Source organism: Microbispora rosea, assembly GCF_044460045.1.
In the GTDB taxonomy this organism is placed as follows: Bacteria; Actinomycetota; Actinomycetes; order Streptosporangiales; family Streptosporangiaceae; genus Microbispora; species Microbispora rosea.
Genome location: NZ_JBITJO010000004.1, coordinates 664,547 through 687,537 on the forward strand (window position 1 = coordinate 664,547; position 22,991 = coordinate 687,537).

The 22,991-nt window shown below is 72.4% G+C and carries 18 protein-coding genes; 6 read left to right on the forward strand and 12 right to left on the reverse strand.

The window, feature by feature from the left end:
- Positions 1 to 17: 17 nt before the first annotated feature.
- The 8 genes from ACIBK1_RS20335 to ACIBK1_RS20370 all read right to left on the reverse strand — a co-directional run bounded on the left by ACIBK1_RS20335 (position 18) and on the right by ACIBK1_RS20370 (position 9,715).
- A complete protein-coding gene (locus tag ACIBK1_RS20335) occupies positions 18 to 995 on the reverse strand; it encodes a DNA-3-methyladenine glycosylase family protein (protein ID WP_396736873.1) in 978 nt (325 codons plus the stop codon).
- 1 nt (position 996) lies between these two features.
- The gene (locus ACIBK1_RS20340; RefSeq protein WP_231513973.1) at positions 997 to 2,100 is read right to left on the reverse strand and encodes a mannose-1-phosphate guanylyltransferase; all 1,104 of its coding nucleotides are present in this window, start codon (positions 2,098 to 2,100) and stop codon (positions 997 to 999) included.
- 126 nt (positions 2,101 to 2,226) lie between these two features.
- Entirely contained in the window at positions 2,227 to 3,354 is a 1,128-nt protein-coding gene (locus tag ACIBK1_RS20345) for a glycosyltransferase family 4 protein (RefSeq protein WP_396736877.1), read from the reverse strand.
- A gap of 229 nt (positions 3,355 to 3,583) precedes the next feature.
- Positions 3,584 to 4,510 (reverse strand): lysylphosphatidylglycerol synthase transmembrane domain-containing protein, encoded by a 927-nt coding sequence (locus tag ACIBK1_RS20350; RefSeq protein ID WP_030509379.1) that lies wholly within the window; start codon positions 4,508 to 4,510, stop codon positions 3,584 to 3,586.
- On the reverse strand, positions 4,507 to 5,361 hold the full coding sequence (locus ACIBK1_RS20355; RefSeq protein ID WP_396736880.1) for a class I SAM-dependent methyltransferase: 855 nt from the start codon (positions 5,359 to 5,361) through the stop codon (positions 4,507 to 4,509). Before ACIBK1_RS20355 ends, ACIBK1_RS20350 begins: the two co-directional genes overlap by 4 nt.
- A 122-nt stretch (positions 5,362 to 5,483) precedes the next feature.
- On the reverse strand, positions 5,484 to 6,599 hold the full coding sequence (locus tag ACIBK1_RS20360) for a glycosyltransferase family 4 protein (protein WP_396736883.1): 1,116 nt from the start codon (positions 6,597 to 6,599) through the stop codon (positions 5,484 to 5,486).
- The gene (locus tag ACIBK1_RS20365) at positions 6,596 to 7,528 is read right to left on the reverse strand and encodes a glycosyltransferase family 2 protein (protein WP_051761954.1); all 933 of its coding nucleotides are present in this window, start codon (positions 7,526 to 7,528) and stop codon (positions 6,596 to 6,598) included. The genes ACIBK1_RS20360 and ACIBK1_RS20365 overlap by 4 nt, the downstream gene beginning before the upstream one ends.
- A gap of 63 nt (positions 7,529 to 7,591) precedes the next feature.
- On the reverse strand, positions 7,592 to 9,715 hold the full coding sequence (locus ACIBK1_RS20370; protein ID WP_396736885.1) for a hypothetical protein: 2,124 nt from the start codon (positions 9,713 to 9,715) through the stop codon (positions 7,592 to 7,594).
- Positions 9,716 to 9,989: 274 nt separating this feature from the next.
- Between ACIBK1_RS20370 and ACIBK1_RS20375 the strand changes: the two genes are divergently transcribed.
- The 4 genes from ACIBK1_RS20375 to ACIBK1_RS20390 all read left to right on the forward strand — a co-directional run bounded on the left by ACIBK1_RS20375 (position 9,990) and on the right by ACIBK1_RS20390 (position 17,689).
- On the forward strand, positions 9,990 to 11,570 hold the full coding sequence (locus ACIBK1_RS20375; protein ID WP_396736888.1) for a hypothetical protein: 1,581 nt from the start codon (positions 9,990 to 9,992) through the stop codon (positions 11,568 to 11,570).
- A gap of 303 nt (positions 11,571 to 11,873) precedes the next feature.
- Positions 11,874 to 13,811 carry an LCP family protein gene (locus ACIBK1_RS20380; RefSeq protein ID WP_396736891.1) on the forward strand — a complete coding sequence of 646 codons (1,938 nt, stop codon included), beginning with the start codon at positions 11,874 to 11,876 and terminating at the stop codon, positions 13,809 to 13,811.
- Positions 13,812 to 14,109: 298 nt separating this feature from the next.
- The gene (locus ACIBK1_RS20385) at positions 14,110 to 16,485 is read left to right on the forward strand and encodes an acyltransferase family protein (RefSeq protein ID WP_396736896.1); all 2,376 of its coding nucleotides are present in this window, start codon (positions 14,110 to 14,112) and stop codon (positions 16,483 to 16,485) included.
- Between the two features lie 67 nt (positions 16,486 to 16,552).
- Positions 16,553 to 17,689, forward strand: coding sequence for a glycosyltransferase (locus tag ACIBK1_RS20390; protein ID WP_036407415.1), 1,137 nt, complete (start codon positions 16,553 to 16,555; stop codon positions 17,687 to 17,689).
- Positions 17,690 to 17,711: 22 nt separating this feature from the next.
- Here ACIBK1_RS20390 and ACIBK1_RS20395 read toward each other — a convergent pair whose 3' ends face one another.
- Positions 17,712 to 18,959 carry an RNA polymerase sigma factor gene (locus ACIBK1_RS20395; RefSeq protein ID WP_030509388.1) on the reverse strand — a complete coding sequence of 416 codons (1,248 nt, stop codon included), beginning with the start codon at positions 18,957 to 18,959 and terminating at the stop codon, positions 17,712 to 17,714.
- Positions 18,943 to 19,311, reverse strand: coding sequence for a YciI family protein (locus ACIBK1_RS20400; RefSeq protein WP_030509389.1), 369 nt, complete (start codon positions 19,309 to 19,311; stop codon positions 18,943 to 18,945). Before ACIBK1_RS20400 ends, ACIBK1_RS20395 begins: the two co-directional genes overlap by 17 nt.
- Positions 19,312 to 19,470: 159 nt before the next feature.
- Between ACIBK1_RS20400 and ACIBK1_RS20405 the strand changes: the two genes are divergently transcribed.
- Complete coding sequence (locus tag ACIBK1_RS20405) at positions 19,471 to 20,220, forward strand: acetoacetate decarboxylase family protein (RefSeq protein WP_030509390.1); 750 nt, start codon at positions 19,471 to 19,473, stop codon at positions 20,218 to 20,220.
- A gap of 5 nt (positions 20,221 to 20,225) precedes the next feature.
- Here the strand turns inward: ACIBK1_RS20405 and ACIBK1_RS20410 are convergent, their stop codons facing one another.
- Together ACIBK1_RS20410 and ACIBK1_RS20415 are read right to left on the reverse strand one after the other, a co-directional pair.
- Positions 20,226 to 21,116 carry an ion transporter gene (locus ACIBK1_RS20410; RefSeq protein WP_081903698.1) on the reverse strand — a complete coding sequence of 297 codons (891 nt, stop codon included), beginning with the start codon at positions 21,114 to 21,116 and terminating at the stop codon, positions 20,226 to 20,228.
- A gap of 104 nt (positions 21,117 to 21,220) precedes the next feature.
- Complete coding sequence (locus tag ACIBK1_RS20415; RefSeq protein WP_197042715.1) at positions 21,221 to 22,021, reverse strand: hypothetical protein; 801 nt, start codon at positions 22,019 to 22,021, stop codon at positions 21,221 to 21,223.
- Between the two features lie 110 nt (positions 22,022 to 22,131).
- On the opposite strand from ACIBK1_RS20415, the gene ACIBK1_RS20420 reads away from it, so the two are divergent.
- Positions 22,132 to 22,983: a GNAT family N-acetyltransferase gene (locus ACIBK1_RS20420; protein WP_030509393.1), complete on the forward strand. Its 852-nt coding sequence runs from the start codon at positions 22,132 to 22,134 to the stop codon at positions 22,981 to 22,983.
- Positions 22,984 to 22,991 lie beyond the last annotated feature (8 nt).

Below are 22,991 nucleotides of genomic sequence, written 5' to 3' on the forward strand. Positions count from 1 at the left end.
AGACACGCGGGAGGTCGTCAGAAGGCCCGGTAGTCGCGCGGGGCCATGCGCGGGCCACGGGCCGGCGGTCTGACGCCGCTGAGCTCGATCAGCCTCACCACGCGGTGGCGGTGCCCCCGGAACGGCTCGAGCAGGTCGAGCATGCCGTCGTCGTCGGCCTTCTGCCCGGTCAACGCGTAGCCGACGATTCCCGGCAGGTGGAAGTCGCCCACGCTCGGGGCGTCCGGGTCGCCGTGGGCCCGCTGGCGCACCTCGGCGGAGGTCCACACGCCGATGCCCGGCAGTGCCCGCAGCAGGCGGTCCGCCTCCTCCGACGATGCCGACGTGGTGGTGCTCTCCAATTTCTCGGCGTGCCGGGCCGCGTTGACGATCGTCCGAGCCCGTACGGCCTCCGCGCCCGCCCGATGCCAGTCCCACGACGGGATCGCCCGCCACGCCTCCGGGGGCGGGATCACGTACATGCCCTCGGGGGCCGGGCCCGGAGCCGGCTCGCCGTACCGGCGCAGGAGGAACCGCCAGGCCCGCCACGCCTCCCTGCCGACCACCTTCTGTTCGAGCACGGCGGGCGCGAGCGCCTCGAAGACCCGCAGGGAGCGCCCGACCCGCAGCCCGGCCGCACGGGTGGCGAGGCCCGCGACGAACGCGGCGGCCCGGGCCTGCCCCGGATCGCCCGAGCGGGTGAGCCGCGCGAGCATCGCGGCGAAGCCCCCCACGTCGTCCTCGGCGCCGAGCAGCGACGGAAGCGTCTCCAGCAGCCAGCCGGCCCCCGGCCCCCACGCCTGCGCGTGGACCTCGCCGGGGCTCGCCGTCACGCGCAGGGTGCCGGGCCCTTCCGGGGTGCGCGAGGTGCGCCAGATCGCCCCGTCGGGGGTGCGCCGCCAGGCCGGGTCGCCTCCCCCGCGCCGGTGCGGCGACAGCGTCAACGCGAGATCGAGCTGCGCGGACGGCCGCCAGCGCCGCTCGCTTGCCCGTCCGGTGGACGCCGTACAGGTCATGTCAGACGTCGCTGGAGAAGCGGACCGCACACTCGGGCAGATTTACCCCGGGCCAGACCCGCATACCGGAGGTGAGCTCGTTGCCGGGGCCGATGAGCGCGCCGTCGCCGACGACGACCGCGCGCAGCACCGCGCCGGCGGCGACCCGGGCGCCGACGCCGACGACCGAGTCCACGACGGTCGCGCCGGACGCGACGTGGCAGCCCTCGGACAGCACGCTGCCGCGTACGCTCGCGCCGGCCTCGACCGTGGCCCGGGCACCGACGACCGTGCCACCGGTGACCTTGGCCTCGGGCGACACGACGGCCCCGTCCAGCAGGAGGCTCTCGCCCACCGGACCGGGCAGCGCGGGCGAGCCGAGCTTGCCCAGCACCAGGTCGGCCGAGCCCTGCACGAACGCCGCCGGCGTGCCCACGTCCAGCCAGTACGACGCGTCGGCGTAGCCGAGCACCAGCTCGCCTGCCGCGATCAGCCCGGGGAAGGTCTCCCGCTCCACCGACACCACCTGGCCCTCGGGGATCGTGTCGATGACCGAGCGCTGGAACACGTAGCAGCCCGCGTTGATCCGGTTCGTCACGGGATTGGGCGTCTTCTCCAGGAAGGCGCTGACCCTGCCGTCGTCGTCGGTCGGCACGCAGCCGAACCTCGACGGGTCGTCCACCTCCGTGAGGTGGAGGGTCACCGCGGCCCCCCGTGAGACGTGCAGGTCCACCTGCGCCGCGATGTCGTGGCCCGACAGGATGTCGCCGTTCAGCACGAGCACCGGCGCCCCGGGCGGGCAGGTCAGCGCCCGCGCGGCGTTGCGGATCGCGCCGCCGGTGCCGAGCGGGGTGTCCTCGGTCATGTAGACGATCTCCAGGCCGAAGCCCGACCCGTCGCCGAACGCCTCGCCGAACATGGACGCCCGGTAAGAGGTCGCGAAGACCACCCGGCGCACCCCGTACGCCCGCGCCTTCGCCAGCTGGTGCGCGAGGAAGGGCACCCCCGCCGTCGGAAGCAGCGGCTTGGGCGTGGTGAGCGTCAGCGGGCGCAGACGCGTGCCCTGGCCGCCCACGAGAAGGATCGCCTCAAGACCGTCCGGCGACCGCACAGAACTCTCCCTCACAGCCGCGAGGGTAGCCTAGCCGGGCCCTCCGCATGGCTCGCCGACGCCGACCGTTGCGCGGACGTTTCCTGACAGGTGCGCACCCTCCGCCGCTGATCGAAACTTTCACGGGCCGGCCCCGATTCGCTAGCCCTCGACGGCCCGTTGGTAGGCGAGCAGATGGGCCTCGGCCGAGTGCCGCCAGGTGAACTCGCGCGAGCGGGTTACCCCCGCCTGTGCCAGCGACTCACGCCGCTCCGGCGACTCCAGCAGGGCACGCAGCGCACGCGCGATGCTGTCGGCGTCGGGTTCGGTGTAGGCCACGGCGTCGCCGCCCACCTCGGGCAGCGAGGCGCGGTGGGTGGTCAGCACGGGCGCTCCGCACGCCATCGCCTCCAGCACGGGCAGCCCGAACCCCTCGCACCGCGACGGAGAGGCGACCACGAGCGCCCCGCCGAGGAAGCCCGGCAGGTCGGCGAAGGGCAGGAAGCCGGGGCGCACGACCTTCACCCGGGGCGGCAGCCCGGCTACGGCGGCGTCGACCTCCTCGTCCCAGGCGGGGCCGCCCGCCAGCACGAGCGCGGGCGGCGAGGACAGATGGGCGACCGCCCTGCCGAACCCGGTCACCAGGGCCGGCACGTTCTTGCGCGGCTCCAGCGCGCCCAGGTAGGCGACGTACGGCCGGCCGTGCAGGCCGATGCGCCCGGCCACCCGGCGCACGTCCTCGGGCGCCGGCGCGTGGAACAACGTGGGGTCCACCCCGTGGTAGGCGACGTCGATCCGGGTGGGGTCGGCGTCCAGCACCCGGACCAGCTCGTCCATGGTGGCCTTCGAGGGCACGATCACCCGGTTCGCGTGGCGTACGGCGGTGCGGGTGGCCGACCGGAAGAACGAGGCCCTGACGGGGTCGTGCTGGTCGGGGTCGGTGAACGAGGTGACGTCGTGGACGGTGACCACCGTGGGCAGGCCCGAGCCCAGCGGGATCGAGTAATAGGGGGCGTGGACCACCTGGGCGCCGGCGTGCCGGGCGAGGACCGGCAGCCCGGTCTGCTCCCAGGCCAGCCGCTTGTTCCGGTTGGTGATCGCGGGCGGTCCGGAGAGGATCCGCGCGGAGGGGGCCAGAGCGGAGTACCGCTCGGCGTCCGCGCGCTGGCAGACCACCGCGATGTCCGCGCCCGCCTCGTGCAGGGCCGCGACCAGTCCATCGACATACCTGATCAGGGCGCCGCGATCGGCGGGGACCGCGGCGGCGTCGACGAGCACCCGGGGTGTCAAATGAATCGCTCCCCTCACTGGGCCCGCCCCGAGCCGGGAGGATCGCTCCCCGCCCGCGCGGTCCCGCTGGTTCCGGCGGTGTTCCGGCAGGGCCAGGGGCCCACGCCACGAACTGACGCCTTCCCCCGCTTCCCTCCCTGTCACTCTATTTCCGGCGTCCCCCGAAACGTGAGGGATATCACGTGAGGATCATCTCTACTGATGGCCGACCCGCGCCGATTCCACGGATTCAGGCCCGGGTTACGGGCTCCTCGCGCGTACGGACCACGCGCCGGGAGGCAAGACCGGCGACGCCGGCGCACACCAGGTCGCCGACGGACACGATGAGCCGGGAGCACAGCGCGGCGGCGATGGCGGCGGGCCGGTCGAGCACCGGGGCGAGCGCGGCCACCATCGCGACCTCCCGCACGCCGGCGCCCGCCGGGGCGATCACGAACACGAACCCCAGGCACCAGGCGAGCGCGAACGCGCCGAAGCTCAGGATCACGGCCGAGGGCCCGTCCGCCCCGAGGCCGTGCACGACGAGCGCCAGGTGCACGCCGTAGGCCGCCCAGCCCGCCAGGGCCCAGCCGCACGCGACGAGCACGCCGCGCCGGGTGAGCGGCCGTTCGAGCGGCGGGCGGCGCAGTTTGCGCAGCCCGAACGCGATGACGCCGTTGACCACCTTCGGATGCAGGGCGGCGGCGACCACGGGCACGAGCAGCAGCAGCCAGGCGTATCTCATGACCGACTGCCCGGCGAGCACCGGCAGCGTGACGCCGGCGACCAGCAGTCCGGTGCCGAGGTAGATCGGATAGGTCAGGAAGAAGGCGGCCGCGCTGCGCGGCCGGGGGATGCCGTGGTCGCGGCCCATCTCCATCTGCGCGAGCATCGGCCACACCGACCCGGGGATGTACTTGCCAAGCTGGCCCACGAAGAAGATCTTGGAGGCGTCGGTGAACGCCAGCGGGGAGCCCAGGTCGGTCAGCAGCGCCCGCCACATGAGCATCCCCGACAGCAGCGCGCCGAGCACCGCCACCAGCGAGCCGGCGAGCTCCACCCACGACAGCCGGGCGAACCCGTCCGCCACGGCGGTCCACTGGCTCGCCACCGCCCAGACGCCGAACCCCAGCGCCACGAGCAGGAACAGCGCGCGTACGGCCTTGCGGCGAGTCATCGGGACGTGCGGACCGGCTCGGGCGACTGCGGGAGCGGCGCGCCGAGGGGGCGGCGGGGCGTCTTGGTCGCGACCCACAGATACGTGGGGACGACCGGCAGCAGCGCCCGCAGGGCCGGGCGCGGGGTCCGCTCCAGCGTGGCCTTGGCGGCACGGCCGGCCGCGCCGGGGAACAGCTCGCCCCCGGCGAACCGCTCGGGCGCGGCCAGCACGGGGAACGTGTAGTCCCACACGTGGAAGTCCGCCAGCATGCGCCGGAGCCCGGGCCGGGTGCGGAAGCGCTCGTAGTAGTGGTCGGCCCGGCCGAACGCCCGCACGTACCGGTCGGCCGCGGCGGGCGGCAGGTAGGACAGGAAGGGCAGCTTGTAGTGCGGCTCCATGATCCCGAGCCGGTTGCCCAGGCCGAGGTAGAGCACGCCGTCGTCGGACAGCACCCGGTGCATGTCGGCGATCACGGCGTCGGGGTCCACCACGTGCTCGTAGATGTGGTTGAAGACCAACACGTCGATCGAACCGTCCAGGAACGGCAGGCGCGAGCCGTCCGCGCAGACGAACTCGACCCGGCCGCCGAAGCGGTCGGAGGCCTTGCGCAGGCCGGGGACGTCGATGTCGAGCCCGAGCGTGTGGCGCGCGCCCGCGGCTGCGAGCTCGTCGGCGATGAACCCGGCCGAGCACCCGACGTCGCCGACCGTCAACCCCGACAGCACCTCGCCGGGCTTGGCCGCGTCCCTGCCCAGGAAGTGCGCGAGCACGGCGATGATCTTGGCGGCCTTGCGCCTGCGCTTGTCCTCGTCGAGCATCGCGGCCTGGAACTCGGAGTATTCGAGCTGGGCCGCGCGTTCCCCGCTCACCCTCGTCCTCCGCTCACCCTCGTCTTCACGCTGCCCAACAGTACCCGTGCCCGCGCCGCCCCCGTCTCCCGATCAGCCGACCCTGTGGATAACCCGCGCAGCGGACCTACCGATCAGTAGCTTCAGGCTTCACCCTGGGGCGCGGCCAGCAACGTGTCGAGGTAGACCGCCCAGTGCGGCTCGGGATCGACGGGGGCGACGCCCGCCCGCAGCCGCTCGGGCGTCCCCGGCTCGTAGAACCGCTTGATCGCCTCCGCCAGCGCGCCGGCCGAACCCGGCTCCACCAGGAGGCCGTCCACGTCGTCGCGTACGTTGTCGGGCAGCGCCCCGACCCGGGTGGCGATCACCGGCACGCCGTGCTCGTGACCGAGCCACACGTTCTGGCTCGCGGTCGCCGACCGGTAGGGCAGCACCAGCGCGTCGGCCTCGGCGAACAGCCCGGGCACCTCCTCGGCCGCCACGTATCCCGGCCGGATCTCCACCCGATCCGCCAGGCCGAGCCGGGCGATCAGGGCGCGAGTGTCCTCCAGACCGCCCCAGAACTCCCCCGCGACCGTCAGTCGTACGCCGGGCGCCTGCGCGAGCGCCTCGAGCAGCAGGTCGAGACCCTTGTAGGGCCGGACGATGCCGAAGAACAGCAGCCTGCCGTGCGCCGTGTGCCCGGCCGCCTCCCGGGCGCCGCGCGCGGGCAGGTGCGGGGCGAGGGCGGCCACCCGCACCGGCGCGCCGGTGAGCGCGCGGGCGAGGTCCGACTGCTGCTCGGAGTGGACGAGCACGCCGTCCACGCGACGCAGCAGCGCCTTCATCAGCGGCCTGTCGTACGGCTTGCTCTCGTGCGGCAGCACGTTGTGGCACAGTGCCACCACCCGCGCCTCTCGGCGCGATGCGACCACCGGCGTGCGGCGGCGCAGGCCGGACAGGATGCCGAGATACGCGGGCACCTGCACCGGGCTGAGCACGGTGAGCACGACGAGGTCGGCGCTCCGCAGCCGCCGCCCGCAGGCCACCCAGCCGTCCGGCCGCCGCCAGTCGAGGTCGCGGCGGGTGCCCGGGTAGGGCTCGCCCTCCGGGCTGTCGATCGTCTGCTGCCCGGGATACAGGAACGAGGGATACTGCGCCCGCCACGACTCGATGACCACGTCGTGGCCCCGGGCCCGCAGCCGGTGGGCCAGCTCGGTCGTGTGCTGCGCCCCGCCGCCCTTGTACGGATATGTCGGGCCGACGATCGCGATCCTCACACATCACCCCGAGATCGCACGATCAGGTCGGCCAGCAGGGCCACCGCCCCGATCAGCATGCCGGATATGAAGATCACGATGGCGTTGCTGGTGAGGTAGAAGCCGTAGCGGATCACGTCGTACAGGCCCTTGACGAAACCGATGCCGACCAGCCAGAGCGCGGGCGGCATGAGCACCTTGAGCGGGTTGAAGTACATGACCATCCGCAGCACCTGCAGGATGTAGCGGTAGGCGTCGGAGACGAAGTTGAACTTCGACTTCCCGGCCCGCTTCGAATACTCGATCGGCAGGTAGTAGACGTCGTGCTGGTTCGACATGAACGCCAGCGTGATCGTCGTGACACAGGAGAAGCCGGGGGGCAGCAGGCGCAGGTACGGCTTGGCGACCGACTTGCGGAAGGCCCGCAGGCCCGAGTTGAGGTCGGGGATCTTCTGCCCGGCCAGCCGCTCGGCCACCTTGCGGATGAACCACTTCGCGGGCACCCGCAGGACCTTGTGCGAGCCCTCCTCCGTGGTGCGCGCGCCCACGACCTGGTCGATCGTCTGGTCCTTCTCCAGGATCTGGACCAGCTCGGGGATGCGCTCGTTCGGGTAGCTCATGTCGGCGTCGGTCCACACGACGATCTCGCCGCGGGCCTCCTGGCTGCCGATCCTGCGTACGGTGCCCGAGCCGCCGTTGCGGTGGAACGCCCTGATCCGCATGTGCGGGAAGCGCGGCGCGGCCTCCTGCAGGCGCGCCAGCGTCTCGTCGGTGGAGCAGTCGTCCACGGCCAGCAGTTCGTAGCTGTACCCGCTGGCGTCCATGGCCGCGCAGATGCGCTCGACCTCGTCGATGACGTGGTCCTGCTCGTTGTAACACGGCAGAACAATCGTGACGTACGGGGTTTCTGCGGGAGTCACGGCGCTTCCAGAGGTCTCGGGCGAGGTCACGTCGGGCTAGGGTACTCTGCCCCGCCAAATCCCGGTCTCACTTCACGGACGCCGTCCCGCCTGTCAGGTGGGTACGGTCATCCAGACGTCGATGGTGAGCGACCAGGTGCCGTTGGGCGGATCCACCAGCGAGCGCTCGTCCTGCCGGGTGCGCAGGCTCATCACCCGGGTCGCCGGGCCGTACGCCATGAGCTGCTCGGGCTCGGCGGCGAGCAGCACGGGCACGCGCCCGGTGCGGCGCACGGCCTCGGTCAGGCGCAGCACGTCTGCCCGGAGCGGCACGTCGGAGCCCGAGGGATAGACCACCCGGGCCGCCGGCAGCCCGCACTGGCCGCGCAGGACCTGCGTCAGCCGGTCGCCGGTGACGCGCTCGGCGATGAGCACCGAGGCGTTCGCCGGGATCGCCCGGCACAGTCCCGCCACCGCCGCGGCCTCCCCCCGGTTGACCGGCGTGAACGCGGTGCCGATGGACGTGATCGCGGGCGGGACCGCCAGCAGCAGCGCCCCCGCCGCGACGGCGGCCCGCGAGCGTGCCGGACGGGCGGCGAACCAGCGCGTACGCGAGAGCCGCCGCGAGAGCCACCGCAGCCCCCAGACGGCGAGCAGCACCAGGCCCGGGATGACGATCGGCACCAGCCTGCGCGAGGCGAAGGGGTGGTCGGGGGTGATCGCGGGACGCCAGAGCGTCGTCACCGTCGTCCAGCCGATCACGGCCAGCGGCAGCAGCCAGCCGAACTCCCCTCCCCGCATCGGGCCGCCCCTGGTCAGGCGCCGGGCGAGCACGGCCGCCGCCAGGGTCGCCAGCACGACGGCGGGGATCCCGACGTACCAGAAGACCCAGTCGAGGGAGTGCTCGTAGTACAGCCGGGACTTGTCGGGCATCAGGCCGTTGGCGACCTGCGTCTTCTCGATGAAGTCGGCCGTGAGCCTGTCCTCGGGCGTGACCGCGTCACGACGCACGGTCTGCGCCCAGGGCCGTACGGCGAAGCCCGCCATGACCAGCACGACCAGGGCCGCGGCGGCGTTCGGCAGCCACCCCGCTCCCGCGCGGATCCGGCGCACGCGTACGGCGATCCAGGGCGCGAGAGCCGTGCCGGCGACCGTGAGCGCCACGACGACGGCGCAGATCGCGAGCAGCGGCATGAGCGAGCCCGACAGATACTCCAGGTATGGCCGGGCGAGGACGTAGCCGTCGGTGAACCCCCACAGGGCGCCCACGGCCAGCCCGGCCAGCAGGGGCACGCCCAGCCGTCCCTCGGGGAAGGGCCTCGCGCGGGGAATCCGCCGCGACGCGATGAGCACCCCGGCGAAGGCGAGCACGGGCAGCACGTCACGCAGGCCGTCGATGCGCACCAGCAGCGCCAGCCCGAACGACAGCCCCGCGAGCGCGGCGGACGGGAAACCCGCCCCGGGCAGTGCCGCCTCGAGCCGGGCCCGGGCGTCGAGCAGCAGGTTCATCGCGCCGAACAGCAGGATCAGCGAGGGGATCTCGCTGAACGTCGTCCGCGACGTGTAGAGGATCGGCAGGCTGATCGCGAACAGGAGCGCGGCGAGGGGCGCCCAGCGCGTGCCCACGAGCCGCGCGGCGGTCCCGGCGACGGTGAGCACCGCGAGCGCGCCCAGCACGGGCGGCACGAGCAGCAGGCCGGGCACGCCGCCCAGCCAGTGGCCGATCGCGTAGGTCATCGGCGGCCCGGCCATGAACTGGGGGACGATCCCGCCGCCGGTCATGTAGACGCCCATGCTGTCGAAGCGGAGCGCGGGATCGGGACCGCCGAAGTCCCCCACCGGGATCGGCAGCGACCCGTGCCGGGCGAGCCAGACGGCGTACTGCGCGTAGGTCGACGGATCACGCCGGACGATCAGCTGCTCGCCGTGCAGGAGGCCGTTGAACACTCCCGATCCGAGCGCCACGGCGAGTGTGGCGGCCGTGGCCCACCGGTGCGGCGTGGCGGTCCCGGGCAGGCGCCGCAGGCCGTACGCGCAGAGCAGGAGGGCCGCGGCGCCGCCGAGCAGCGCCATGGGCAGCGGCCGGAACCACCCGAGCAGCAGGAGTGGCAGCCCGGCGAGCAGCCACCCGCTCAGCGCGAGCGCGGGCACGACGGAGGCGGCCGCGAGCGTCCTGCCCGCCGCCTCCTGCTCTGACGGCAGCCCTGTGCGGCCACGTGAGCGGCCGGATCTGTTCACTGGAATGCACCCGAGACTAGCGGCCCGCTCCCGCGTCACGCCTTCACCAGGAAGATCGTCCGCTGCGCGCGTCGCGGTTGTCCACAGGCGCGTATGGGGCTCACACGGGGGTCGTACGGAGCCGGTAGCGTACGCCGGGAGGCAGGCGGGGGGGCATGTGAGGGTGTCGGACAGCCGGGGCTCGGCGCCCTGGCCCGAGCAGGATGGGCCCGAGCAGAATGGGCCCGAGCGGGACGGACCCGCCCGGTCCGGTGAGCCCTCGTCGAGGCCGCCCGTGACGTTCGCGCGGGAACGGCTCGCGGGCCGACGGCTCGGGAGCCGGGTGCGCGAGCGTCTGGCGCCCCGCGATCCGCTGCACCCGGTGGCCTGGGCGCGTGCGGAGCTCCGCGGGTGGGCGCGCAGGCATCGGTGGTTCCTCGTGGTCTTCGGGCTGGGGGCGCTCCTGCGGGTGGTGACCACGCTCGGCTACCGGCCCGCGCTGTGGTTCCCCGACTCCTACACCTATGTCGTGACGGCCATGCGGCCGAGGCCCGACCTCGTCCGCCCGGCGGGTTACTCGATGTTCCTGAGGCTCCTGGAGGCCTTCCACAGTTTCGCCCTGGTCGTGACCGTGCAGCACGTGCTGGGGCTGCTCGTCGGCGTGATGCTCTACGTGACCGTCCTGCGGCGCGGCGGCCCTCCGTGGGCGGGCGCCCTGGCCTGCGTGCCGGTGCTGCTCGACGCGTACCAGATCGAGCTGGAGCACCTGCTCGTCTCCGACACGCTGTTCACGTTCCTGGTCGTGGGGGCGGTGTGCCTGGCCATGCGCCGCCCGCTGACGCCGCGCTCGGCCGCCGCGCTCGGCCTCGTGCTGGCCGCCGCCACGCTGACGAGGACCGTCGGGCTGCCGCTGATCGCCGTCTTCGCGCTCCTCCTGCTCGCGTACGGCGTGCGCGGCGCGAGCGCGGACGCCCGCCCGGGCAGGGCGGTGGCCAGACTCACCGTGCCCTTCCTGGTGGCCGCGCTCCTGCCGGTCGCGGGCTACGCGGGGTGGTTCTACGCGACCTACCAGCGCGTCGGGCTGGTCGGCTCGAACGGCGTCTTCCTCTACGCCCGCACGATGGCGTTCGCCGACTGTTCGGTGATGAAGCCGCCGCCCGACCTCGCCGTGTTGTGCGACTCCCGGCCTCCGGCGTCCCGGCCCGCGTCCCAGGAGTACATCTGGAACGCCGAATCCCCGCTCGTCCGGTTGCCCGGCATCACGTTCACCAAGGAGACCGACACCCTGGCCGGGAGGTTCGCCTCGCTCGCGATCCGCAGCCAGCCGCTCGACTACCTCCGCGGCGTGCTGACCGAGCTCGGCAGGTCGTTCACGCTTGACCGGCCCGTCTACCCGGATCCCGAGACGTACGGGTACTACGAGTTCCCGGAGACCGTGCCGCCGCCGCCCGGTCGGCACCCCGCGCTCGTCGGCAAGGAGTTCGCGCAGCGTTACGAGCGGGGGCCCATCACGGTGGACGTCGTCGAGCCGTTCGCCGGCGTGATGCGGGCCTATCAGGACGTCGCACGGCTGCCGGGGACGGCGCTGCTGGTGATCCTCCTGGTCCCCCCGGCCGCCTGGGCCGTGCGGGCCCGGTGGCGGCCGGGCGCGGCACGCACGCGACGGCCGCCCGCGCACCGGCTCCGCTCGAACGGGACCCACTCGAACTGGGCCGACTCGAACTGGGGCGTTGCCTATGTGACCGCCTGGGCTCTGCTGCTCGTCCCGCCCGCCACAGCCCAGTTCGACTACCGCTACGCCCTGCCCGCGGTGCCGCTCGCCTGTCTGGCCGCCGCCCTGTCCGTCCGGGCGTCACGGCCGGACATGACCGGCTGAACTGACCAAACAACATCCGAAACATCAAATCCTGGTAAAGGGAAACTCAATCCCATACCCAGAATGTCGGTGTTTAGTATGCTCTGCCCCTGGATCAGGGGGACGTGGCACGGCGTGATCGCGGCCCGGATCCTCCCAATCGCGGCGCCCGCAGACGCTCCAGTGACCTACCCTCGGAGCGCCACGTGTGATCGCCAGGCAAGGAGGACAAGTGTGCGAGCGAACCAGTAATCCTGCCGGCCCCTCGCCCACTCGTCCGGCCGCCCCACCATGCCGTACGGCCGCCTGCCGGGCAGGCCTGCGGTGAGTGAGCACAGGCGCATCGGCGCGCGTTCCGGCCGTCCGCCGGCTCCGTCCGACCAGAGAGTCTGGGGTTCCCCCGAAGACGGCGCATACGACGGCGCCTTCGAGGCTCCCCGGGGCCGCAGAGGGGCCTCCGCGCCCGCCGGGTACGCCGACATGCCGGTGGCCACCGCCCCCGCGGGCTACGCGGAGATGCCGGCGAGACGAGGGCGGCAGCGGCCACCCGAGAACGGCTACCCGCCCGAGGCGTACGACGGGGGACGCCGGCGAGGCGGGCGGCGCGCCGAGCCGTCCGAGCCCCTGTACGAGCCCGATCCCCTCTATGAAGAGGAGGAGGAGCCGCCGCGGCGGCGCGGCCGCAGGCGCGGCGGCGACGAGGACAGCGGCTACGGCCCGGCCCCCACCGCCGCGGGCCGCGCCTCCGGAGGCGGCGGCGAGCTCCCTCCGGACGACAGGCCGTCCCGCCGGCGCGGCGGGGGCGGCGGGGGCCGGTCCGGCCTGGGGATCGGCGGCTGGATCAGCGTGGTGCTCACGTGTGTGCTGGTCATCGGCACGCTGACGGCCTACAAGGTCTATCGGAGCACCATCGGCCTGATCAACAGAGGCGCGTCCACCGACGACCTCGACAAGAACCGTCCCGTGAACGAGACCGGTGCGATCAACGTTCTGCTCGTGGGTTCCGACACCCGGGCGGGGGACAACAAGAAGTACGGCCAGCACCTGGTCAACGATGGTGAGCGCACCGACACGATCATGCTGCTCCACGTGTCGCCCAACCGCGACGGGGCGACGCTGCTGAGCTTCCCCCGCGACTCCATGGTGATGATCCCCGCCTGCTACAACAGGAACAAGACGCTCGTCCCCGCGCATCTCGGGATGATCAACTCCGCGTTCTCCGACGGCGGGATGATCTGCACGCGCCGGACCATCGAGACCCTCACCGGTATCAGCGTCCAGCACTACGTGAAGGTGGACTTCACCGGCTTCAAGAACATCGTGAACGCGCTCGGCGGCATCGAGATCTGCCTGCCGCAGGCCGTCAACGACAAGAAGTCGAAGCTCACGCTGCCGGCCGGCAAGCAGATCGTGAAGGGCGAGGCGGCGCTCGGCTACGTGCGGCTGCGCTACGGCCTCGGCGACGGCAGCGACATCTCCCGCATCAAGCGCCAGCAGGTCTTCATCTCCCAGGTCGTGAAGAAGGCGACCAGCAGCGCCCTGCTCACCGACGTCGGCAAGCTGCAGAACTTCATCGCCGCCGCGGCGAAGTCCGTCACCATGGACGACGCGCTCAACACCGAGGAGCTCCTCAAGGTCGCCCAGAGCGCGCAGAAGCTCTCCGCGAAGGGCTTCAAGGCCACCACCGTGCCGTGGGAGCCGTACGTCGCCGACAAGAACCGCGTCCAGTGGAAGCAGCCGGCCGCGGGCAACCTCTTCAAGGCCATCGCGAACGACACCGAGGTGACCCCCACCGCCAGCGCCGCTCCGAGCGCGGCCGCCTCGCCCTCGGGCCCGGTGGTCAGCAAGCCGCAGCAGGTCAAGGTGCAGGTGTTCAACGGCACCAACACGAACAACCTGGCCAGAGAGGTCGCCGAGGAGCTCGCCGGGCTCGGCTTCAACGTCGTCGGCGTCGGCGACGCGAAGAAGCCCGATGGCACCGACCAGCCGAAGACCATGGTCCGCTACACCGGTCAGGGCTGGAACTACTCGAAGATCCTGGTCGGCAAGCTGCTCAACCCCGTCAGCCCGGAGACCGGCAAGGCGGCGAGCGGCACGGTCACGCCGTTCACGCCGTCCTCGCCCCCGCCGGACGCGCCCAAGGGCAAGGTACGCGGGCCGATCATCCAGCTCGTCGTCGGCGCCGACTGGAAGGGCGTGCGCGTCCCGCTGCAGGTCGGGGACAACGCGGTGACGTCCGAGACCAACATCTGCGCGAGCTGACACGCGTCGCGGCCGGGCCGGGGCTCCAAGATCGTCCACGAGGGCGAAGGGCCCCGGCCGGTTCCGTTTCCGCCGGTCTGACAACAAAACTCACAGAACTCACAGGATCTTCGTTCAACCCCAGAGGCGACATCGGCGTCCCAAGAACGTTAGGGTGAACACCTGGCGAACGCGCCCTGTTCGCCCGTTCGGGCTGATGCGCCGGGGCGCCTTCGCTAGTGTCCGAAAGGACGCGGCGACGCTACGACAGGCGTGGCCGTTCCCCCGAACCTCCAACAGATAGCTGAGCGTTTCTCCCGTGAGTGACCCCCGCCATCACCCGCCGGTTCCCGGATCCCCGCAAGGCAACGACCCCGATGCCGAAGAGGCTCCCACCGGAGTGATAGGACGCATCACCGGAGACTGGCCCGCTCCGGACGGCGGCCTTCCACGGCGGGAGCCGAAGACCGCGGGCGGTCCCGAGGCGGAGCAGGGTACGGGCCGACCTGGCTTCCAGTCCCACGAGCGGCACGAGCACGGGCGTCACGAGGGCGGCGTTCCGGCGCCCGGCGACGAGGGCACGGGCGCACCGGCGTACGGTCGCCACGAGAGCGGCGAGAGGGCCTCGGGCAGCGCGACAGGCGCCGCCGCCGAAGCGGGGAGCCCCGAAGGCCCCGGCGCCGCGCCGAGCGGCTCCACACCCGTCGGCGCCCCGACGACGTACGACAGCCCGTACGAGAAGCAGCCGCTGCCCGTACGCAAGCCGCGGAGCGCCGGGGGGCCCGGCATCTCGCACGGCAGTGCCGCGCCGACCGGTTCCATGCCGATCGGTTCCGCGCCCGCCGCCCCCGCACCCGCGCCCGCCGCTTCCGCATCGCACGACACGCCCTACGAGAAGCAGCCCCTGCCCGTACGCAAGCCGCGCCAGCCGGGAGCCTCCCGCCTGGGTATGCCGCCCGCGTCCGCCCCGAAGCCGGAGGGCTTCGACTACTTCTCCGCAGGCCGGGGCCTGGCTGGTCAGGACACGGCTCGTCAGGGCATGCAACGTCCCGCGCCGCGCGCGGGCGCCGCCGAGGACGCCGCGTGGCCGCAGGCGTTCCCCGAGCACGGTCCTCGCAACCTCGCGGACGCGTTCCCCGCCGCCGCCCGGCGGTCGTCCGCCCCCGGGCCGCAGGACGGCCCCGACGCCCCCACGCCCCCCTTCGGCGAATCCCCTGCCTTCCCCGCCCCGGCCTTCGGAGCCGGGCCGGAACCGGCGCCGACGCGCTTCGCGGGCTTCCCGGAGCCCCCTGCCTTTCCCGAACCCCTCGGCTTCCCTTCGCCGGCGGCGGCCGCCGGCAGGACGGCCAACCCCTTCCTCGACACTCCCCCGTCCGGCACCGGCCCGGCCGTCACCCCGGACGACCCCTTCGGCGCCGCGCCGGCCCCCGCGTGGCCGGGACAGGAGGCCGGCGACCCCGCCCAGTGGGATCCCTGGCGGCGCTCCCCGGACGGCCCCGACGGCGCGAACGACCCCCGCCAGACCGGTCCGCTCGGCAGGCCGCTGCGTGCCCCGCTGCCCGCCTGGGCCGAGGCGCTCGCCGGGCCGGGCGACTCGGCCGCCCGAGGCGCGGGGCGGCGTGACGGCCAGGAGGGCGAGCGCGAGCAGGAGCGCGCGCCCCGGGCCAAGAAGCCGCGTGACCCCTACCTCGACAACGTGAAGTTCGTCGGCATCGCCCTGGTGCCGATCGGCCACTCGCTGGTCCCGACGCTGGCGGCCGACTCCTCCCGGGCGGCCTACCTGTTCATCTACGTCTTCCACATGCCGCTGTTCGTCATCGTCAGCGGTTACCTGTCCAGGAACTTCTGGAACTCCAACGCGAAGACCAACAAGCTGGTCGACACGTTCCTCGTGCCGTACGTGATCGTCGAGCTGGGGTACGCGGTGCTGCGCACCGCCTTCGGGCACAAGTTCAGCATCACGATCACCGATCCCGCCTGGTTGAACTGGTATCTGCTCGCGCTGCTGTTCTGGCGGCTGTCCACACCCGTGTGGAAGCGGATGAAGTACCCGTTCGTCATCTCGATCGTCGTCTACCTGTTCGCCGGGTTCTCCCAGCTCTCCGGCGACTTCAGCATGGACCGCTTCTTCGGCCTCATGCCGTTCTTCGTCCTCGGCCTCGTGCTCAAGCCGGAGGTCTTCGACTTCCTCAAGCAGCGCTGGGTGATGGTGCTGTCGGCGATCGTGCTGCTGGGCGCCGCGGCCGTGGCGATCTTCCTGGTGAAGAACTACTCGATCAAGCTCGGCCCGATCTACTACAAGAACAGCTACAAGGACCTCCACCTGGTCTGGTGGAAGGGCATGCTGCTGCGCACCGGTCTGCTGGTGGCCGCGCTGGCCATGTCGGCGGCCGTGATGTCGCTGATCCCCCGCCGCCAGACGTGGTTCACCGACCTCGGCACCCGCACGCTCTACTGCTACCTGCTGCACGGCGTGCCGGTGATGATCGCCAAGGAGATGGGCTGGCTCAGCTTCTCCTGGCTGTACGGCCCGCTCGGCGTGGCGGCCATCGCGTGCTCCTGCTTCGCGCTGGCCATCGTGCTGTGCCTGCCGATCACCCGTACGGCGTTCAAGTGGCTGCTCGAACCCCGGCTGACCTGGTTGTACCGGAGGCCGAGCGCGCGGACTCCGCAACCGGCGAACACCGGAAGTTAAGCGCTATTTCGAGGAGCATTCACCCGGCGCATCCGGTCATTTCGGACGGTGCGGTCAACCTCGCCGTATGAGGGTATGCGTCGGCACGACAGTCCATCACCCCGAGGACGCCCGGATCGCTCACCGGCAGATCCGGGCGCTGCTCGACGCCGGGCACGAGGTCACCTTCGTCGCGCCGTTCACGCACTGCAACGTGACGCCGCGGCCGGGCATCCGGGCCGTCGACGTGCCGAGGGCCGTGGGCCTGCGCCGCGGTAAGGCGCTGCGGGCCGCCACCTCCGCCCTGCGCACGGCCGCGCGAGACGCCGACCTGCTGCTCGTGCACGACACCGAGCTGCTGCTCGCGCTGCCGCGCAAACGGCCGCCCACGGTCTGGGACGTCCACGAGGACACGATCGGGGCGCTGAACGCCAAGACGTACCTCCCCGGGCCGGTGCGGAGCGTCCTGCCGCCGCTGATCCGCGCCATCGAGGGCCGGGCGGAGCGCAACCTCCATCTCATCCTCGCCGAGGAGGCCTACCGTGAGCGCTTCCCCGGCACGCATCCCGTGGTGCCCAACCACACGTACGTGCCTCCGGCTCCGCCCGCGCCGCCGGGGGACTCCCGGGTCGTCTACGTGGGGCAGATCTCCCTGGCGCGCGGCGCGGCCGAGATGGTGGAGATCGCCCGGCGGCTCCGGCCACACGGCATCCGCCTGGATCTGATCGGCCCGGCCGACGCCGCGGTGCGTCCGATGCTGCGCGACGCACAGCGCGCGGGGCTGCTCGACTGGTTCGGGTACGTCCCCAACAACCACGCGCTGCGGATGGCCGAGGGCGCCCTGGCCGGGCTGTCCCTGCTGCACGACGTGCCGAACTATCGCCAGTCGACGCCCACGAAGGTCGTCGAATACATGGCCCGCGGCATCCCCGTCGTGACGACCCCGCTGCCAAGGGCGGCGTCCCTGGTCGGGCGGGTCGACTGCGGGACGATCGTCCCGTTCGGCGACGTCGGCGCGGTGGCGGACGCGGTCGTGCAGTGCGTGCTCCGCCTGCGCGAGGACGCCGAACGGCGGGCCGCGATGGGCGCCCGAGGCTACGTCGAGGCGCTGAACCACTACCACTGGCCCGCCGTGGCCGGGGAGTTCGTCGCCCTGCTGGAACGGTGGGCCCAGGCCCCGACCACGGTCCCGGCCCTGAGCCCCGGCCGTACGGTCCCGGCCTGACGCCGCTCAGCACCGCTCGCGCTCAGGACCGCTCAGGCCCCCGGACCTGACGCAGGCGCCGGTCGAGGAAGGACCGCTCCGAGGCGTTCCGGGTGCGGGCGATCGCCGCCTCGTACGCCCGCGCGGCCTCCCCGGCCCGGCCGAGCCGCCGCAGCAGGTCGGCCCTGACGGCGTGGAACAGGTGGTATCCGTCCAGGTCGAGATCGTCCACGAGGGCGAGCGCGGCCTGTGGGCCGTCCACCTCGGCCACCGCGACGGCGCGGTTCAGGGCCACGACAGGGTTCGGGGCGAGGGCGAGCAGGTGGTCGTACAGGCTCAGGATCTGCCGCCAGTCCGTGGCGGCGGCGATCGGCGCGTCGGCGTGGACGGCGTTGATCGCCGCCTGGATCTGGTACGGCCCCGGCCGGCCGCGCCGCAGGCACGCCCGCACGATGTCCTGGCCCTCGGCGACGAGTGCGCGATCCCACCGGCCGCGGTCCTGCTCCGGCAGCGGCACGAGGTCGCCGGCCGGGGTGGTGCGGGCGTCGCGGCGGGCGTGGACGAGCAGCATGAGCGCGAGCAGCCCCATGACCTCCGGCTCGTCGGGCATCAGCGCGGCCAGCAGGCGGCCGAGCCTGACGGCCTCCGCGCACAGGTCCTCGCGGGCCAGCCGGTCGCCCGCACTCGCCGTGTGCCCTTCGTTGAAGATCAGGTAAACGACGGCGAGCACGGCCTGGAGGCGGTCCGGCAGGTCGGCCTCCCTCGGGACGCGGTACGGGATCCCCGCGTCACGGATCTTGGCCTTGGCCCGGACCAGCCGCTGGGCCATGGTCGGCTCGGGGACCAGGAACGCCCGCGCGATCTCGGCCGTGGTGAGGCCGCCGAGCAGGCGCAGCGTCAGCGCGACCCGGGTGGCCGGGGCGAGCGCGGGATGGCAGCAGGTGAAGATCAGACGGAGCCGGTCGTCGTGCACGGGGCCCTCCTCGGCCGGTTCGCCGCCGGCGTCGCCGGGGGTGTGGAGCAGGGCCGCCCGCGCGTGCCTGTCCGCACGCAGGGACTCCCGGCGATGGCGGTCGATCACCCGGTTGCGGGCGGTCGTGATGATCCAGCCGGCCGGGCTGGGCGGCGGCCCGTCGCGCGGCCAGCGCCGCACCGCCTCGGCGAACGCGTCCTGGACCGCCTCCTCCGCGACGTCGATGTCGCCGAAGTGGCGGACCAGGACCGCGACGGCCCGGCCGTACTCCTCGCGGAACACCCGCTCGATGCCGGGGTCCCTACCGCCGGTCGCCATCGCCCTCCACGACGCCCGCGAAGGGGCGCACCTCCACCGGGAGCGTGGTCGCGCGGGCGAGCCTGCGCCCCCACTCCAGCGCCGCGTCGAGGTCGGGCGCCTTGATGATCGTGAGCCCGCCGACGTGCTCCTTGCCCTCGGTGTACGGGCCGTCGGTGACGAGCTCCTCCCCGTCGCGCACCCGCACCACCGTCGCCGTGCCCGGATCGTGCAGCCCACCGGAGAACACCCACGCCCCCGCGGCGCGCAGCTCCTCGTTGAGGACCGCCAGATCACGCATGATCGGCTCCAGGACCTCCGGCGGGGGCGTCCCGCCGTCGGGCTGCTGGATGCTGAGCAGATAGTGCCTCATGGTCTCGTATGCCTCCTCGGCGAGGCCCGCCGGGCGCGGGCCGCTCACCCTTTACACGAACGGCCGCCCCGGATATCGACGTCCGCCGGAGAACAGGTCTGGGACAACCTTGCCGCCGTACGGCTGTCGCCCGGCCGCCCGGCTTGCTGTACTGAGAGCATGGCTAGCCATCTCGTCCAGGGTCGCAGGGTCGAGACGCCGGTGGAGGTCCGTGACGCGTCGGTCTGCCTCGCCGCCTACCTGGTACGGGCCGACGCGGCCCGTGCGGTCCTCGCGTACTCCAGGATGGACGTCACCGAGGTCCTGCCGGGCAAAGCCCTGTGCTCGCTGGTGTTCGTCCGCTACCACGATTCCGATCTGGGCTCCTACAACGAGTTCGGGGTGACCTTCCTCGTACGGCCGGCCGACGCCGGCCCCCCGCCGAGGCGCGGGCCGCTGGCCGGGCTGAGGGACCTGCGCGGGGCGGGCTCGGGCGCCTTCGTCCACTGGTTGCCGGTCGACCAGACGTTCACGCTGGAGGCCGGGCGGACCATCTGGGGCTTCCCGAAGGAGCTGGCCGATGTGGACCTGCGGCTCGGCTCGCCGTACAAGCGGTGTCTGCTGCGCAGGGACGGCCGGATGGTCGTCGACCTGCTGCTCAGGCCCGGCATCCCGGCGACGCCCGCGCCGCTGCTCGGCGAGACGCTGCCCGTGCCGGACGCCTACGCCCACCTGGACGGGGTCACCCGCCGCATCCCCTGGACGGTCCGCGCCCGGGGCATCCGCTGGCGGCCGGGAGGCGCGCTCATCCGCCTGGGCAACCACCCGATCGCCAAGGAGCTGAGCGAGCTCGGCCTGCCCCGGCGGGCCCTGATGACGGCCACGGCCGAGCACGTGTCGATGGCCTTCCTGGAGCCGGGACGCGAGTGACGCCCTCACTCGGGCTGTGGCGCCTCGCCGCCCGTCGTGCGATCCGCCGGCGCGGCGTCACGGGCGTCGGCGCCCGCGGGACGGGTGCTCACGGCCACCGGCAGGGCGGCCGCCAGCCGGTCGACCCTCTCGCTCAGCGCCCTGATCTCATCCATGACCGCGGTGTGCTGCTTCAGCTCCAGTTCCTGGTCCTCTTTCCACCGCTGGGCGTTCACCTCCGCCTCCATCGCGGAGACGATCACACCGATGAGCAGGTTGAGCACGAAGAACGCCGTGATCACGATGAAGGTGGCGAAGAAGATCCACGCCAGGGGCTCCTTCGCCATCACGTCCCCGGCCACCTGCGGCCAGTTCTCGACCGTGAGCACCGTGAACATGGTGAACAGCGACTGCCCGAGGTCCCCGAAGTACTGCGGGGCCACTTCGTGGAAGAGCTGCTCACCGATCACGGACGCCGTGTAGAGCGACAGCAGCAGGAGGACCACGGCCGAGGCCAGCCCCGGAATCGCGGTGAACAGCGCCGAGACGACCCGTCGCATGCCCGGCACGACGGAGATCAGCCGCAGGACCCGCAGGAACCGGAAAAGCCGCAGGATCGACACCGACTCCGAGGCCGGCACGAGGGCCATTCCGACGATGATCAGGTCGAACCAGCTCCACGGGTCACGGAAGAACGCCTTGCCGTGGACGACGATCCGCAGGATGATCTCGATGACGAAAACGCCGAGGATGACCCGGTCGATCACGAGGAAGGCCGTGGCGTGGCGGTCGGCCAGCTCGTGCGACGTCTCCAGCCCGAGCGCGATCCCGTTCAGCGCGATGACGGCGATGACCGCACGGTGGAAGACCGGAGAGTCGACGAAGACGCGGAGCCGTTCGCGATCGAAAACGGGCAATCCCACACCCCAAGATCAGACAGTGTGAACGCCCGAAATCCTACAGTTTGCTCCTGACTATGGGTTTCCGGGGAACGTCGACCGCCGCCATCCGTCCCGGCCTGCTACGCGTAGTCGGCGCGCGGCTGGACAATGCCGACCCCACCGGTGTGCGGCGTCGGCACATAGCCCTCCGGAGGAGCGGGAAGCGCATCGACGCAGGCCTGCGAACAGGCGTTGACCAAAAGAGGAAGAACGTCGGTGCCAACCCGCAGCGAGATCCAGACTTGGTGGAGCCCGGCTTCGGCGATCGGTCGGTCGCAGACGCTGCATGCCCGGATCACGTCGGTTCCCCACACCGTGGGGTCCGGGCTCATGAGATCGAGGTCCCGGGTCGACGCTCTGGCCGGCTGCAGCGGAGGAAACGGCGGTCGGATTTTCCGGTTGCCGTACAGCGAACGGGTGCTGACCGTGCTTGCCTTCAGTTGCCGGCACCTGGTCAGCTCGTAGGGGAACCAGTGCATGCGATGCGACGTGTAGGGGCTGAACTCCTGCAGGTTGGTCATCGCGCCGATCTCCGGCGGAATCCGCACCAGGTTGCTGCCGTAAAGGATCAGATGCTTGACCTCGACGAGCTTGGCGATGGTCGGTGGCAGTGTGACGATCTGACGCCGTTCGGCCGGACTGAGCTCCACCAGGGGCCGGAACACCTCTCGGCCGTCGGCCGCCGCTTCTTCCACGAGCTCAAGCAGGCGCCGCCACCCAGTGGACTCGGTGTCCTGACGCTGCCCATGGAAGCGCACCAGGTGCGGTGGACGTACCGTGTGCTGATCGAAACACCGGCAGATCTCCCTGTCGGCCAGGTGTCCACCTTTGCCGACGGCGTCGGCCCATCGGTTCGTCAAGGGCGGGGCAGCGTCCTCCATTCACGAACGGTAGCGCCATCCGCCCTACCCTGATCAACCTTGTGCGGTGCCGCGCTCCGGACGGAGACGCCGGGGCGCTACCGTCGGAGGGCCGTCGACGAAAGGTGCCCATGAAGCCCGCAGCCCCGTCCTTCCCGCCCGTCCGCCGCCTCGGCCTCGGCGACCTGCCCCACTGCCTCGACCTGGCGCAGGATCGCTCCTGGCCCCGGGAGGAGCGCAAGTGGCGGCTCCTGCTGGAGAACGGCGAGGGCTTCGGCGCCGACGCCCCGGACGGCGGCCTGGCGGGGACCGTCGTCCTCACCCGGTACGGCACGACGGCGGCAGCGGTCGGCATGATGCTGGTGGCCTCCCGCTACAGCGGGCGAGGGCTGGGGCGCCGTCTCCTGACCCACGTCCTGGCGGAGGCCGCAGACGCGACCGTGTTCCTGTGCGCGACGGAGTACGGCCGTCCCCTCTACGAGAAGCTCGGCTTCGAGACGGCCGGTGTGGTCGAGGCCCGGGTCGGCCACTTCGACACCGGCGGCGATCCGGACACCACACGACTCGCCGAGCCCGGGCGGGACCTGGGCGCGCTGTGCGCCCTCGACGCGGAGGTCTTCGGGGCCGACCGATCGCACCTGCTGGCCCGTCTGTTCGCCTTCGCCGAGCAGGTCCGGGTCGCCGAGCGGGACGGCGAGATCGCCGGCTACGGGGCGGCCTGGCCGAGCGGCGACAAACTGTTCGTGGGGCCGATCGTCGCGGAGGACGACGCGACCGCCCGCGCCCTCGTCACGGACCTGGCCCGGGACGCGGACGTCCGGATCAGGATCGACCTCCACCCCCGCCACGAGGAGTTGATCCCGTGGCTCGCCGGGCGCGGCCTGGCGCGGGCCTCCACGACGTCGTTCATGGTCCACGGCGGGCGGGCGCTCCCCGGCGACCGGTCCCGTCTCGTCGCGTCGTTCATGTCGGCGCTCGGCTGAGCGCCCGA

Bases quoted from the DNA above. Each gene is read 5' to 3' on its own strand.
- ACIBK1_RS20335 (WP_396736873.1), bottom strand. From the start codon at position 995: ATGACCTGTACGGCGTCCACCGGACGGGCAAGCGAGCGGCGCTGGCGG.
- ACIBK1_RS20350 (WP_030509379.1), bottom strand. From the start codon at position 4,510: ATGACTCGCCGCAAGGCCGTACGCGCGCTGTTCCTGCTCGTGGCGCTG.
- ACIBK1_RS20390 (WP_036407415.1), top strand. From the start codon at position 16,553: ATGAGGGTATGCGTCGGCACGACAGTCCATCACCCCGAGGACGCCCGG.
- ACIBK1_RS20395 (WP_030509388.1), bottom strand. From the start codon at position 18,959: ATGGCGACCGGCGGTAGGGACCCCGGCATCGAGCGGGTGTTCCGCGAG.
- ACIBK1_RS20400 (WP_030509389.1), bottom strand. From the start codon at position 19,311: ATGAGGCACTATCTGCTCAGCATCCAGCAGCCCGACGGCGGGACGCCC.
- ACIBK1_RS20405 (WP_030509390.1), top strand. From the start codon at position 19,471: ATGGCTAGCCATCTCGTCCAGGGTCGCAGGGTCGAGACGCCGGTGGAG.
- ACIBK1_RS20415 (WP_197042715.1), bottom strand. From the start codon at position 22,021: ATGGAGGACGCTGCCCCGCCCTTGACGAACCGATGGGCCGACGCCGTC.
- ACIBK1_RS20420 (WP_030509393.1), top strand. From the start codon at position 22,132: ATGAAGCCCGCAGCCCCGTCCTTCCCGCCCGTCCGCCGCCTCGGCCTC.